Source organism: Streptomyces pactum (genome assembly GCF_002005225.1).
GTDB lineage: Bacteria > Actinomycetota > Actinomycetes > Streptomycetales > Streptomycetaceae > Streptomyces > Streptomyces pactum_A.
On the sequence record NZ_CP019724.1, the window covers coordinates 3,265,369 to 3,278,930 of the forward strand.

The window sequence follows — 13,562 nt, forward strand, 5'->3', positions numbered from 1 at the left end:
GGGATCAGTAGAACCCGGCAAGGGCCGGGGGCTTCGTCACGTCGTCGGGCGGCGGGGATCAGCTCAGCTTCAGCGCCGCCGCCATCCGGCCGAGCTGGTCGAACGAGCCCGTGCCCGCCACGACCGTCGTCGCGCCCTCCATGCCGTCCGCGTCGTGCAGCACGAGCGCGTCGTACCGGCCGCCCGTGTACCGGGTCCACGTCCGGCCGCCGATCTCCTGGGTCGCCTCGGTCGCCCGCGCCCCCTGGCTGGCGTCGTCGATGAACGTGGACGGCTTCTGCGTGGACTGCTCGATCGCCACGTACTCGCCGCCCGGGGCGTGGAAGCCCAGGTGCCATGCGTCGAACTCGTCACCCCGGAAGCGGACGGAGGTCGGCTTCCAGTCCTCGGAGAGGCCCTGGGGCGCCGCCACCGGGTACGGCGCCGCGCGCTGCGCGGTGAGCAGCTCGACCCGGTAGTCGACCCGCTCGACGGGGGGTTCGCCGTCGTCGTGCGGAATGAAGATCCAGATCACGCCCGCCGCGAGCACGATGAGCCCGAGGGAGAGGATCATGTCCCGGGCCGACTTCTGCTTGCCTTGCATACCTGCCACACCCCCTATCGTCGCAGGTGCCTGATCCGCTCATCCGTGGGGTCCCCTGCTCATTTAGTCGGACTGACGATAGAGTGCGGCGCACACCCTCATCCGGCCGTCGTCGTATCAGAAAGGTGCGCTCCGATGACCGAGCATCATCTGCCGTCCGAGTTGGACGTCCCCTCAGAGGCCCCCGACCGCAACCTCGCCATGGAACTGGTGCGGGTCACCGAAGCCGCGGCGATGGCCGCCGGCCGCTGGGTCGGGCGCGGTGACAAGAACGGCGCCGACGGCGCCGCGGTGCGCGCCATGCGGACCCTCGTCCACACCGTCTCGATGAACGGCGTCGTCGTCATCGGCGAGGGCGAGAAGGACGAGGCGCCGATGCTCTTCAACGGAGAGCGGGTCGGCGACGGCACCGGGGCCGAGGTCGACATCGCCGTCGACCCGATCGACGGCACCACGCTGACCGCCAACGGCATGACCAACGCGATCGCGGTGCTGGCCGCCGCCGAACGCGGCTCCATGTTCGACCCGTCCGCGGTCTTCTACATGGACAAGCTGGTCACCGGGCCTGATGCCGCCGACTTCGTCGACATCAACGCGCCTGTGTCCGTGAACATCCGCCGGATCGCCAAGGCCAAGCGGCGCACCCCCGAGGACGTCACCGTCGTCATCCTCGACCGGCCCCGCCACCAGGGCCTCATCAAGGAGGTCCGGGAGACCGGCGCCCGCATCAAGCTGATCTCCGACGGCGACGTGGCCGGCTCGATCCTGGCGCTGCGCGAGGGCACCGGCATCGACCTGCTGCTCGGCGTCGGCGGCACGCCGGAGGGCATCATCTCGGCCTGCGCCGTGAAGTGCCTGGGCGGCACCATCCAGGGCAAGCTGTGGCCCAAGGACGACGAGGAGCGGCAGCGCGCGGTCGACGCCGGGCACGACCTGGACCGGGTGCTGACCACCGACGACCTGGTCTCCGGGGACAACGTCTTCTTCGTCGCGACCGGCATCACCGACGGTGAGCTGCTGCGCGGGGTGCGGTACCGGTCCGAGACCGCCACGACCGACTCGATCGTGATGCGGTCCAAGTCGGGCACCGTGCGGCGGATCGACTCCGAGCACCGGCTGAGCAAGCTGCGGGCCTACAGCGCGATCGACTTCGACCGGGCGAAGTGACTCCGCCGGTTCCGCGGGGCGCCTGCTGATCCAGGGTGTCGCGTGGCGGGTGCGGGTGGAGTGGGGCTGGTCACGCCCGCGCGGCGCAGCGCGGTTCGGGCACGGCCCCGGCGCCTTCAGCGGCTCGACCCGCCCGGGCGTGAGAAGGGCACCCTCTGTGCGGAGAGGGTGCCCTTCTCACGCCCGGGTTCTAACCGGCCGCCGCTATGTGGCCCGTCGTGCGGGCGGTCTTCTTGAGCTCGACGTCGCGGCGGCGGCGCCGGGCCAGGACCACACGGCGCTCGGCGGCGGTGAGGCCGCCCCAGACGCCGTAGGGCTCGGGCTGCAGGAGGGCGTGCTCGCGGCACTCGACCATGACCGGACAGCGCGCGCAGACGCGCTTGGCCGCCTCCTCGCGGGAGAGCCGGGCGGCGGTGGGTTCCTTGGAAGGTGCGAAGAACAGTCCGGCCTCGTCGCGCCGGCACACCGCCTCGGTGTGCCAGGGAGCGTCTTGGTCCCTGTCCCGCACGGGCACCCGCTGGGCCGGAACGGCGGCTACCTGCAGGGACGAATGCGGCGGTTGCAGCACGGTCTACTCCTGACGACGGCTTCGCGAGCGAGAGACGATGCGTCAGGCTTACCCGTTGTGCGCGCGCCTATGCACTGGGTTTCCAACCGTCGCCGGTGCCGCGCTACAGGTGCTTGCGCAAACCCTTCTCGACCTTGCGGTGCACCCGGTCGAGGATGTCCGCGACGACCTTGCCGCGCTTGGGCCGCGCCTCGACACTGCCCAGCACGGCCCAGCCGTCCACGTAGACGACGGGGGCCTCGACCTCGGCCGAGTCGAGCGTGTGGACCTCGAAGCTGCCGAGCACGCCGCCGCCCGCGCCGCGCAACGACACGTTCTCCGGGACGCGCACCTCGACGCTGCCGAAGACGGAGAACGCCTTGATCACGACCTGCTGTTGCTCGAAGACCGCCTCACTGAGATCTATCTCGACGCTGCCGAAGACCGCGTACGCGTGGATGCGGCGGCTCGCCCGCCAGCGGCCCTTGCGGACGGCGCTGCTGAACACCGCCACCAGGTTCTCGTCGGGTTCGGCCGGGATGGCACCGGCGGTGGGGCGGCTGGGGGCCGGGGCGGCGGTCCGGTGCCGTCCGGCGTGCGCGGCGGGCAGGTCCTGCACGAAGCCGTCCAGCTCACCGACCGTCCTGGCGGCCAGCACGCCCTCGACGCGCTCGGCGTGCTCATCGGCGGTGAGCCGCCCCTCGGCGAGGGCCTCGCGCAACATGTCGGTGACGCGGTCCCGGTCGGCGTCCGAGGCGCGCATCTCGGAGACGTGCGCTGCGGTGCCGCGCGGTGCCGCGTCCTGCGGTTGGGCGTGCTTCTGAAGGTCCACGGCAGCAGCGTACCGAAACGCGATAGATCGCGACTACCCCTGTGGACCACCTTGTCGCGGACCGGCCGTGACGCGCCGGATCCCTCCCGCCCCTACTGAGCCTTACCTCACAAGCTCACCGCCGGTGGCAGGTTCTACGCTGGTTGACGCTGCCGATGGAGGCCAGCCGCCGTGGTGGAATCCAGCCGCGCGTCTGTCGAGTGAGGAATGGGCGAGATGCCTGAGTTCGCGTACACCGATCTGCTCCCCCAGGGAGAGGACACCACTCCGTACCGGCTGGTGACCTCCGAGGGTGTCACCACCTTCGAGGCCGACGGGCGGACCTTCCTCAAGGTGGAGCCGGAGGCGCTGCGCCAACTGGCCGAGGAGGCCGTCCACGACATCCAGCACTACCTGCGCCCCGCCCACCTGGCGCAGTTGCGCCGCATCATCGACGACCCCGAGGCGTCGGGCAACGACAAGTTCGTGGCGCTGGACCTGCTGAAGAACGCGAACATCGCGGCGGCGGGCGTGCTGCCCATGTGCCAGGACACCGGCACGGCGATCGTCATGGGCAAGCGCGGCCAGAACGTCCTGACGGCGGGCGGTGACGAGGAGGCCCTGAGCCGGGGCATCCACGACGCCTACAAGAACCTGAACCTGCGCTACTCGCAGATGGCTCCGCTCACCATGTGGGAGGAGAAGAACACCGGCTCCAACCTCCCGGCCCAGATCGAGCTGTACGCGACCGACGGCGGCGCCTACAAGTTCCTGTTCATGGCCAAGGGCGGCGGGTCGGCCAACAAGTCGTTCCTCTACCAGGAGACGAAGGCCGTCCTGAACGAGGTCTCCATGATGAAGTTCCTGGAGGAGAAGATCCGCTCGCTGGGCACGGCCGCCTGTCCGCCCTACCACCTGGCGATCGTGGTCGGCGGCACGTCGGCCGAGTACGCGCTGAAGACCGCGAAGTACGCCTCCGCGCACTACCTGGACGAGATCCCGGCCGAGGGCTCCGAGCTCGGGCACGGCTTCCGGGACCAGGACCTGGAGGAGAAGGTCTTCGAGCTGACGCAGAAGATCGGCATCGGCGCGCAGTTCGGCGGCAAGTACTTCTGCCACGACGTGCGCGTGGTACGGCTGCCGCGGCACGGGGCGTCCTGCCCGGTCGCCATCGCGGTGTCCTGCTCGGCGGACCGGCAGGCGGTCGCGAAGATCACCGCCGAGGGCGTCTTCCTGGAGCAGTTGGAGACCGACCCGGCGCGGTTCCTGCCGGAGACGACGGACGAGCAGCTCGACGAGGCCGGCGACGTCGTGAAGGTCGACCTCAACCAGCCGATGGACGACATCCTGGCCGAGCTGACGAAGCACCCGGTCAAGACCCGGCTGTCCCTGACCGGCCCGCTGGTCGTGGCCCGCGACATCGCGCACGCCAAGATCAAGGAGCGGCTGGACGCGGGCGAGGAGATGCCGCAGTACCTGAAGGACCACCCGGTGTACTACGCCGGACCGGCGAAGACGCCCCAGGGGTACGCGTCCGGGTCCTTCGGTCCGACGACGGCCGGGCGCATGGACTCCTACGTCGAGCAGTTCCAGGCGGCGGGCGGCTCCAAGGTGATGCTGGCGAAGGGCAACCGGAGCAAGCAGGTCACCGACGCGTGCGACGCGCACGGCGGCTTCTACCTCGGCTCCATCGGCGGCCCGGCGGCCCGGCTCGCCCAGGACTGCATCAAGAAGGTCGAGGTCGTCGAGTACGAGGAGCTCGGCATGGAGGCGGTCTGGAAGATCGAGGTCGAGGACTTCCCGGCGTTCATCGTGGTGGACGACAAGGGCAACGACTTCTTCCAGGACCCGGCGCCGGCCCCGACGTTCACGTCCATTCCGGTACGGGGCCCCGGACTCGCCTGAGAACGGTGGTGACGGTCCGCCTCCACGGGGAACAGTGGTCGCGTCGCGGACGCTGTGAGACGTGGAGGTGATCGTCGATGACCGACGAGCAGGACAGGACCGGGTACCGCACCGAGCACGACTCCATGGGCGAGGTGCGGGTGCCCGCCCACGCCAAGTGGCGGGCGCAGACCCAGCGGGCGGTGGAGAACTTCCCCGTCTCCGGGCAGCGCATCGAACGCGCCCACATCGAGGCGCTCGCCCGGATCAAGGGCGCGGCGGCCAAGGTCAACGCCGAGCTGGGGGTCCTGGACGAGGACGTCGCCGCCGCGATCCAGGAGGCGGCCGGTGAGGTCGCCGAGGGGAAGTGGGACGAGCACTTCCCCGTGGACGTGTTCCAGACGGGGTCGGGGACCTCGTCCAACATGAACACCAACGAGGTCGTCGCCACCCTCGCCACCGAGCGGCTCGGCCGGGACGTGCACCCCAACGACCACGTCAACGCCTCCCAGTCGTCCAACGACGTCTTCCCCTCCTCGATCCACATCGCCGCCACCGCCGCCGTCACCCGCGACCTGATCCCGGCCCTCGGCCACCTCGCCGGCGCCCTGGAGCGCAAGGCCGAGGAGTTCGCCGACGTGGTGAAGTCCGGGCGTACGCACCTCATGGACGCCACGCCGGTCACGCTGGGCCAGGAGTTCGGCGGGTACGCCGCCCAGGTGCGGTACGGCATCGAGCGGCTGGAGGCGTCCCTGCCCCGCCTCGCCGAGCTGCCGCTGGGCGGTACCGCGGTCGGCACCGGCATCAACACCCCGCCCGGCTTCTCCGCCGCCGTCATCGAGGAGGTGGCCCGCGCGACGGGGCTGCCGCTGACCGAGGCGCGCGACCACTTCGAGGCGCAGGGCGCGCGGGACGGCATCGTCGAGACGAGCGGTCAGCTCCGGACCGTCGCCGTCGGACTGACGAAGATCGCCAACGACCTGCGCTGGATGGCGTCCGGACCGCGGACCGGGCTCGCGGAGATCTCCCTGCCCGACCTCCAGCCCGGGTCGTCCATCATGCCCGGCAAGGTCAACCCGGTGGTCCCCGAGGCCGTGCTGATGGTCGCCGCCCAGGTCACCGGAAACGACGCGACGGTGGCCGCCGCCGGAGCGGCCGGCAACTTCGAGCTCAACGTCATGCTGCCGGTCATCGCCAAGAACGTACTGGAGTCGGTCCGGCTGCTCGCCAACGTCTCGCGGCTGCTGGCCGACCGGACCGTCGACGGCATCGTCGCCCACCGCGAACGGGCTCGCGAGTACGCCGAGTCCTCGCCGTCCGTGGTCACGCCGCTCAACAGGTACATCGGGTACGAAGAGGCCGCCAAGGTCGCGAAGAAGGCGCTGGCCGAGCGGAAGACGATCCGTCAGGTGGTGCTGGAGAGCGGGTACGTCGAGCGCGGCGATCTCACGAACGCGCAGTTGGACGAGGCGCTGGACGTGCTGCGGATGACCCGTCCGTGACCGGGCGGCCGCCGCGGACGCGGGCGCTCGCCGCGATCACCCGCGCGTCAGGTGGCCAGGGCACCTAATATCTGTCCATGGCAGACGGTGAAGCGGTGCGCGCGGCGACGGAAGCGGAGGCGGAGGTGGGCGCCCCGGCGGCCCCGGCGGGGTACTGGGCGCCCGGCAGCCACATCCTGTGGCGGTACCGGGAGAACGGCGGTCCGCACCTGCACATCGCGCGCCCCGTCACCGTCGTACGGGACGACGCCGACCTGCTCGCCGTGTGGCTGGCGCCCGGCACCGAGTGTGTGAAGCCGGTGCTCGCCGACGGCACGCCCGTGCACCTGGAACCGCTGGCGTCGCGCTACACCAAACCGCGCGCCGTGCAGCGCGACCGGTGGTTCGGTACGGGTGTGCTGAAGCTGGCCCGGCCCGGCGCGCCCTGGTCGGTGTGGCTGTTCTGGGACCCGGACTGGCGGTTCAAGAACTGGTACGTGAACCTGGAGGAACCGCTGGCCCGTTGGGAGGGCGGGGTCGACTCCGAGGACCACTTCCTGGACATCTCCGTCCACCCGGACCGCACCTGGCACTGGCGGGACGAGGACGAGTTCGCGCAGGCCCAGCGGGACCGGCTGGTGGACGCCCGGCTCGCCGAGCGGGTGCGCAAGGCGGGGCGTGCCGCGGTGGCGGAGGTCCGGGCCTGGGGCTCCCCCTTCGCGGACGGCTGGGAACACTGGCGGCCGGATCCGTCCTGGGCGGTACCGTCGCTGCCGGGGGACTGGGACCGCACGCCCGCGCACGTGTCCTCATGAGACCCTTGATACGCCCCCGGGCAGGAAACGTAGGATCGTCCTCCGCAAGGGAGCGCGGCAGCAACCGGCCGAGCGTGCGCTGTGCTTGACCGATCGTCACCGAGGGGCGGCAGGACGTGAGCGAGAGGTACGAGGACAACACGGAGACGGGCCGCAGACGGTCCGCCGGTGACACACGAACAGCCTCTGACCACGCGGAGATCCCGTTCCCCGGGCACGTATTGCGGGTATCGGGATCTCTGCGGGACGAACTGCACGCGCCGCGCGCAGTCCCGGACGGATGGATTCGACACGCGTGACGGAGCACCCGACCTCCTTCGACCGCCCCCAGACAGGCGGCGACCCCACGGAACCCCGCGGGGCGCTCCTGCGTACCCCCGTGCCGCCACGCGCCGGCGGGTCCGCGTTAGCGGCACAGGGGCGTACCGGGGAGTCGCCGCCCACCGCGGGCGCGGACCCCTCCGGCGCCTTCGAGCACTCCCAGCCGGGCGCCGAGCAGGCCGCCGAGCCCGACACGCACCGCCCGCGGCCCACGCCCGAGGGCGTCCCGGTCCAGCCGGGCGGTGCGCACAGCGGCGCTGGAGCCGTTCCCGGGCCCCTCTCCGGTTCCGGGGCGGCGACGGGGGCGGAACGCCGTACCGGGCAGCTCACCGTGCCGGGGCAGCCCACGCCCATGCGCCGGGACGGGGACCGGCTGCGGTTCGTGGGAGCCGCGACCCGGCGGATCGCCCGGGGCATGGACCTCGACGAGATCGTGATGGGGCTGTGCCGGGCCACCGTGCCGACGTTCGCGGACGCGATCCTCGTCTATCTGCGCGAACCGCTGCCGGTCGGCGACGAGCGGCCCACGGGCCCTCTGGTGCTGCGGTTGCGCCGCACCGACCGGATACCGGCCGAGCGGGACACCGAGGGCGGGTTCACGCCCGCGGCCCAGCCCGAGCCCTCCGAACTGGAGGCGGTCGGCTCCGAGCTGTGCGAGGTGCGGCCGGGCAGCGCGCTCGCCGAGGTGCTGCGCGGGGTGCGACCGGTCTTCACGGAGACCCCCGCCGCCCGCGCCGCCCTGCCGGAACTGCTCGGTGACGGCCAGGACTTCGCCGTGCCCGACGGCCGGCGGGCGATCCTCGCGCCGCTGCGCGGCCGGCGCCGGGTGATCGGGGCCGCGCTGTTCCTGCGCGGACCGGAGCGCGTCGCCTTCGAGGCCGACGACCTGCTGGTCGCCGCCCAGCTCGCCACGCACAGCGCCCTCGGCATCGACAAGGCGGTGCTGTACGGGCGGGAGGCGTACATCGCCGACGAGTTGCAGCGCACGATGCTCCCGGAGAACCTGCCGCGCTGCACCGGCGTGCGGCTGGCCTCCCGCTACCTCCCGGCCGCGGAGACGGCGCGTGTCGGCGGCGACTGGTACGACGCCATCCCGCTGCCCGGCAGCCGGGTCGCGCTGGTCGTCGGGGACGTGATGGGTCACTCCATGACGTCGGCGGCCATCATGGGCCAGTTGCGGACCACCGCGCAGACCCTGGCCGGGCTCGACCTGCCCCCGCAGGAGGTGCTGCACCACCTCGACGAGCAGGCCCAGCGCCTGGGCACCGACCGCATGGCGACCTGCCTGTACGCGGTGTACGACCCGGTATCGCACCGCATCACCGTCGCCAACGCCGGGCACCCGCCGCCCGTGCTCCTGCACCTGGGCGGTCACGCGGAGGTGCTGCGGGTGCCCGCGGGTGCCCCGATCGGCGTGGGCGGCGTGGACTTCGAGGCCGTGGAGCTGGACGCCCCCGCCGGTGCGACCCTGCTCCTCTACACGGACGGGCTGGTCGAGTCCCGGCTGCGGGACGTGTGGACCGGCATAGAGCAGTTGCGGGAGCGCCTCGCGGCGACCGCGCAGCTCACCGGGCCCGACCATCCGCCGCCCCTGGAAGCCCTGTGCGACGAGGTGCTGGACATGCTCGGCCCGGGCGACCGGGACGACGACATCGCGCTGCTCGCCGCCCGCTTCGACGGCATCGCGCCCAGCGACGTGGCGTACTGGTTCCTGGAGCCCGAGGACGCCGCCCCCGGCCGGGCCCGCCGCCTGGCCCGGCGCGCACTCGCCCGCTGGGGCATGGAGGACCTCACGGACTCGGTGGAGCTGCTGGTCAGCGAGGTCGTGACCAACGCCGTGCGGTACGCCTCGAAACCGGTCACCCTGCGGCTGCTGCGCACGGACGTGCTGCGCTGCGAGGTCGGCGACGACGTGCCGCAGTTGCCGCGGCTGCGGCAGGCGCGGCACACGGACGAGGGCGGTCGCGGGCTGTACCTGGTGAACCGGCTGGCCCGGCGCTGGGGCGCGACGCGGCTGAGCACCGGCAAGGTGGTGTGGTTCGAGCTGAACCGGGGCTGAGCCCCCGGCACACGCGGAAGGGCGCCCGGTGAGCACCGGGCGCCCTTCGGCTGCCTGTCTCGGCTACTGCTGCCAGTCCCCGTCCGGGAAGAGCGGGTCCTCCGGTTCCGTGGACTCCCCGCCGGTGGGCGGTTCCTCCGTGGTCGGGGTGCCGGACGGCGACTGCGTCGGCGACTCGGTCTCGGGCGCCTCGGTCTCCGGCGCCTCGGTCGTCGGCGCCTCGGTCGTCGGCTCCTCGCTCTCCGGCGGCTCGGTGGTCTCCTCATGGGTGGGCGACTGGGTCGGCGACTCGCTCCGCGTCGGCGTGCTGCTCGGCTTGACCGCGTTGCCCTGCTTGGTCTCCAGGTCGAACTCGGTGACCTCGCCCATCACGCCGAAGGTGTACGCCGCCCAGATCTCCGCCGGGAAGCCACCGCCGTTGACGCGGTAGTCGACGCCGCCCGCCTTGTACATCGGGACCTGGTTGTGGGTCTTCGGGTCCTCGCCGAACAGACCCACCGAGGTGACCAGGCCCGGGGTGAAGCCGGTGAACCAGGCCGACTTGTTGTTGTCGGACGTACCCGTCTTGCCGGCGACCTGCTGGCCGTCGCGCAGCGGGTTCTCCCGCACGGACCGCCTGGCCGTACCGTCGTCGACGACGCCGGTGAGCACGGAGGTCACCGTGTCGGCGGCCTCGCGGGTGATGACCCGCTCGCCGATCGGATCGGGGAGTTCGACCGTGCGGTCCTTGTGCTCGACCGACTTCACGACGGCCGGGGTGACCTGCCGGCCGTGGTTGTCGAGGGTGGCGTAGACGCCGGCCATCTCCATCGGGCTCGCGCCCATACTGCCCAGGGTCTGGGCGGGCACGGCCTGCACGCCCTCGGTGTCCATGCCGAGTTCGCCGGCGGTCTTCATGACCTGGGTCATGCCGACGTCGATGCCCATCTGCGCGAAGACCGAGTTGACGGACTTGTTCATCGCCTCCTGGACGGTGATGTCGCCGTAGTCGACGTCGTCCTCGTTGGGGGGCGCGAAGCCGACCTCGCGGTCGCCGTCCATCACGGGGCGCCTGCTCGTACCGTCGTAGATGGTGTTGGCCGTGATCGGCACGCCGTCCTGGGTCTCGGCGTCCTGGTCGACGGCCGCGGCGAGGATCACCGGCTTGAAGGTGGAGGCGGGCTGGTAGTCGTCACGGGTGGCGTTGTTCGTGTAGTGCTCCACGTAGTTCACGCCGCCGTACATCGCCACGACCCCGCCCGTCTTCGGGTCCACGGAGACGGCGCCGGCCTGGACGTCGGCGTCGACCTCGCGCTTGTCGGGGTCCAGCTTGCTGGTGAGCTTGGCCTTGACCGCCTTCTCCAGCTCCGCCTGCTTCTTCTTGTCGACGTTGAGCGTGACGGTGTAGCCGCCGAGGTCCACCAGCGCCTTGGCCTGCTCCATGTCCTCGGCGGCGCCCTGGGCGACGAGCTGCTTCTTGAGCTCGTGGTTGGCCGCGTCGACCAGGTACCCGGTCTGCCCCTCCATCCCCTGCACCGGCTTGGGCGCCGGGGGCTCCGGGAACTTCATGGCCTGACGGTCGGCCTGGCTCAGCCATTTCTCCTCGACCATGTTGTCCAGGACGTAGTTCCAGCGTTCCTGGACCATCTTCTTGCCGGTGTCGCTGGCGATCGCCCAGTCGTACTGGTTGGGCGCCTGGAGCAGCGCGGCGAGGTACGCGCCCTGCTCGACCGTCAGGTCCTCGGCGTCGACGCGGTAGTAGGCCTGGGCGGCGGCCTGGATGCCGTAGGCGCCGCGGCCGTAGTAGCTGGTGTTGATGTAGCCGGCGAGGATGTAGTCCTTGGACTTCTCCCGGTCCAGCTTCAGGGAGATGACCAGTTCCTTCAGCTTGCGCGAGACCGTCTGTTCCTGCGACAGGTAGTAGTTCTTCACGTACTGCTGGGTGATCGTCGAACCGCCCTGCGCGCCCTTGCCGGAGAGGGTGTTGAGCACACCGCGCGCGGTGCCCTTGAGGTCGACGCCGGAGTCCTTGTAGAAGGTCTTGTTCTCGGCGGCGACGAAGGTGCGCTGGACCTTCTTGGGAACCTTGGCCAAGTCGATGATCTCGCGGTTGCGCTCACCGTCACGGGCCATGATGCTGCCGTCGCTGTACTTGTAGACGTTGCTCTGCAGCTCCGCCTCGGGGTTGCCCTCGGGGATGTCGATCACCATGTACAGGACGATGAAGGCGCCCATGCCGAGCAGGCAGAGACCGAAGAAGGTCCCGAGGATCTTCTTCCAGGTGAACAGCCTGCGTATGCCGCTCTTCCCGCCCGCACCCGACGGACTGCGGCGTTTCGGCGCCGCGCGGCGGCCACCGCGCTGTCGCGCTTTTCTCTCTTCCGCTCGTCCCATGGGTCCGATCCGCTCCGCTTCGTTCGTGTGTGCTCACGCGTCACACAGGTTCGCCGCTCAGGTCAGCTCAGAAAGCTAACACCGCGAGATGTGACGAACGGCTGCCGATCCGGCCTTGTACGGACGTGAGAATCAGCACCCGCTCCTACGGAACCGACGTACGAGGGGGGTTCAAGGTTGTCATTCGCGGGTAAAGTGATATCACTTAGCTAAATCGACGATAGAAGCCGAGCCTGCGCGAGCACGGCCGGCCCGACACGGGGGGACCACTCATGACCACACATGACACGCACGACACGCTCGACACTTCGCAGGTCGGTGCCGACGTGCCCGAGATGCCCGCGCCACGGGTGCGCGAGATGCAGGCGCACAGCATCGGTGGCGGCCTCGCGCTGCTGCTGGGACTGGTCGGACTGCTCGCCGGCGCCGGCCTCATCGCCGCCGCCACGGCGGTCGACTCGGCGGGAGCGAAGGCGGCACTGATCATCGGGGGCATCGTGGTCGGCTTGGCCGCGTTCCTCGCGATGTGCGGGCTGAACATGGTGGCGCCGGGCGAGGCCCGAGTGGTCCAGCTCTTCGGGCGCTACCGGGGGACGATCCGGCAGGACGGGCTGCGCTGGGTCAACCCGCTCACCTCGCGCACCAAGATCTCGACGCGGGTGCGCAACCACGAGACGGCCGTCCTGAAGGTGAACGACGCCTACGGCAACCCCATCGAGCTGGCCGCCGTCGTGGTGTGGCGGGTGGAGGACACCGCGCAGGCCACCTTCGAGGTGGACGACTACATCGAGTTCGTCTCCACCCAGACCGAGGCGGCCGTGCGGCACATCGCCATCGAATACCCCTACGACGCCCACGACGAGGACGGCCTCTCGCTGCGCGGCAACGCCGAGGAGATCACCGAGAAGCTCGCCATCGAACTGCACGCGCGCGTGGATGCGGCCGGGGTGCAGATCATCGAGTCCCGCTTCACGCACCTGGCGTACGCGCCGGAGATCGCCTCGGCGATGCTCCAGCGGCAGCAGGCCGGCGCGGTGGTCGCGGCGCGGCGGCAGATCGTGGACGGCGCGGTCGGCATGGTCGAGGCGGCGCTCGCCCGGATCAGCGAGCAGGACATCGTGGAGCTGGACGACGAACGCAAGGCGGCGATGGTATCCAACCTGATGGTCGTGCTCTGCGGGGACCGCGCCGCCCAGCCGGTCCTGAACACGGGGTCCCTCTACCAGTGACGGCCCCTTCCGAAGAGCCGGCCCCGGAGCCCGGGGGGACGCCGCCCACGCCGCGCCGGACACGCCAGCAGCGCAAGCAGGTGCTGCTGCGGCTGGACCCACAGGTGTACGAGGCGCTGGCCCGCTGGGCGGGCGACGAGCTGCGCTCGGCCAACGCCCAGATCGAGTTCCTGCTCCGCAGGGCACTGGCGGAGGCGGGCCGGCTGCCCGGGGACGCCGGACCGCTGCCGCGCCGGGGGCGACCGCCCCGGGCACCGGACCCGGAAACGGGACCCGCGCCACCGTCGTAGCG

General features: G+C 71.1%; 11 protein-coding genes. 7 read left to right on the top strand and 4 right to left on the bottom strand.

The window, feature by feature from the left end:
- Positions 1-58: 58 nt before the first annotated feature.
- On the bottom strand, positions 59-592 hold the full coding sequence (locus tag B1H29_RS13235; protein ID WP_055418076.1) for a DUF4245 domain-containing protein: 534 nt from the start codon (positions 590-592) through the stop codon (positions 59-61).
- A gap of 126 nt (positions 593-718) precedes the next feature.
- Here B1H29_RS13235 and glpX point away from each other — a divergent pair, with 126 nt between their 5' ends.
- Positions 719-1,750, top strand: a complete 1,032-nt coding sequence (gene glpX / locus B1H29_RS13240) for a class II fructose-bisphosphatase (protein ID WP_055418077.1) — start codon at positions 719-721, stop codon at positions 1,748-1,750.
- Positions 1,751-1,940: 190 nt separating this feature from the next.
- Here glpX and B1H29_RS13245 read toward each other — a convergent pair whose 3' ends face one another.
- On the bottom strand, positions 1,941-2,318 hold the full coding sequence (locus B1H29_RS13245; RefSeq protein WP_055418078.1) for a WhiB family transcriptional regulator: 378 nt from the start codon (positions 2,316-2,318) through the stop codon (positions 1,941-1,943).
- Positions 2,319-2,421: 103 nt separating this feature from the next.
- The gene (locus B1H29_RS13250; protein WP_055418079.1) at positions 2,422-3,129 is read right to left on the bottom strand and encodes a DUF1707 SHOCT-like domain-containing protein; all 708 of its coding nucleotides are present in this window, start codon (positions 3,127-3,129) and stop codon (positions 2,422-2,424) included.
- A 216-nt stretch (positions 3,130-3,345) separates the two neighbouring features.
- Here B1H29_RS13250 and B1H29_RS13255 point away from each other — a divergent pair, with 216 nt between their 5' ends.
- The 4 genes from B1H29_RS13255 to B1H29_RS13270 all read left to right on the top strand — a co-directional run bounded on the left by B1H29_RS13255 (position 3,346) and on the right by B1H29_RS13270 (position 9,668).
- On the top strand, positions 3,346-5,013 hold the full coding sequence (locus B1H29_RS13255; protein ID WP_055418940.1) for a fumarate hydratase: 1,668 nt from the start codon (positions 3,346-3,348) through the stop codon (positions 5,011-5,013).
- Positions 5,014-5,090: 77 nt separating this feature from the next.
- Positions 5,091-6,494, top strand: a complete 1,404-nt coding sequence (locus B1H29_RS13260) for a class II fumarate hydratase (protein ID WP_055418080.1) — start codon at positions 5,091-5,093, stop codon at positions 6,492-6,494.
- Between the two features lie 77 nt (positions 6,495-6,571).
- Positions 6,572-7,288 (top strand): cytidylyl-2-hydroxypropylphosphonate hydrolase, encoded by a 717-nt coding sequence (gene fomD, locus B1H29_RS13265; RefSeq protein WP_055418081.1) that lies wholly within the window; start codon positions 6,572-6,574, stop codon positions 7,286-7,288.
- Between the two features lie 280 nt (positions 7,289-7,568).
- A complete protein-coding gene (locus B1H29_RS13270) occupies positions 7,569-9,668 on the top strand; it encodes a SpoIIE family protein phosphatase (protein WP_055418082.1) in 2,100 nt (699 codons plus the stop codon).
- A gap of 63 nt (positions 9,669-9,731) precedes the next feature.
- Here the strand turns inward: B1H29_RS13270 and B1H29_RS13275 are convergent, their stop codons facing one another.
- Positions 9,732-12,041 carry a transglycosylase domain-containing protein gene (locus B1H29_RS13275; RefSeq protein WP_055418083.1) on the bottom strand — a complete coding sequence of 770 codons (2,310 nt, stop codon included), beginning with the start codon at positions 12,039-12,041 and terminating at the stop codon, positions 9,732-9,734.
- 272 nt (positions 12,042-12,313) lie between these two features.
- On the opposite strand from B1H29_RS13275, the gene B1H29_RS13280 reads away from it, so the two are divergent.
- Complete coding sequence (locus B1H29_RS13280; RefSeq protein WP_055418084.1) at positions 12,314-13,270, top strand: SPFH domain-containing protein; 957 nt, start codon at positions 12,314-12,316, stop codon at positions 13,268-13,270.
- Positions 13,267-13,560: a hypothetical protein gene (locus tag B1H29_RS13285; RefSeq protein WP_055418085.1), complete on the top strand. Its 294-nt coding sequence runs from the start codon at positions 13,267-13,269 to the stop codon at positions 13,558-13,560. Before B1H29_RS13280 ends, B1H29_RS13285 begins: the two co-directional genes overlap by 4 nt.
- Positions 13,561-13,562 lie beyond the last annotated feature (2 nt).

Excerpts from the sequence above, each read along its gene's own strand:
- glpX (WP_055418077.1), top strand. The coding sequence starts at position 719 with ATGACCGAGCATCATCTGCCGTCCGAGTTGGACGTCCCCTCAGAGGCC.
- B1H29_RS13255 (WP_055418940.1), top strand. The coding sequence starts at position 3,346 with ATGCCTGAGTTCGCGTACACCGATCTGCTCCCCCAGGGAGAGGACACC.
- B1H29_RS13260 (WP_055418080.1), top strand. The coding sequence starts at position 5,091 with ATGACCGACGAGCAGGACAGGACCGGGTACCGCACCGAGCACGACTCC.
- fomD (WP_055418081.1), top strand. The coding sequence starts at position 6,572 with ATGGCAGACGGTGAAGCGGTGCGCGCGGCGACGGAAGCGGAGGCGGAG.
- B1H29_RS13270 (WP_055418082.1), top strand. The coding sequence starts at position 7,569 with ATGGATTCGACACGCGTGACGGAGCACCCGACCTCCTTCGACCGCCCC.
- B1H29_RS13275 (WP_055418083.1), bottom strand. The coding sequence starts at position 12,041 with ATGGGACGAGCGGAAGAGAGAAAAGCGCGACAGCGCGGTGGCCGCCGC.
- B1H29_RS13280 (WP_055418084.1), top strand. The coding sequence starts at position 12,314 with ATGACCACACATGACACGCACGACACGCTCGACACTTCGCAGGTCGGT.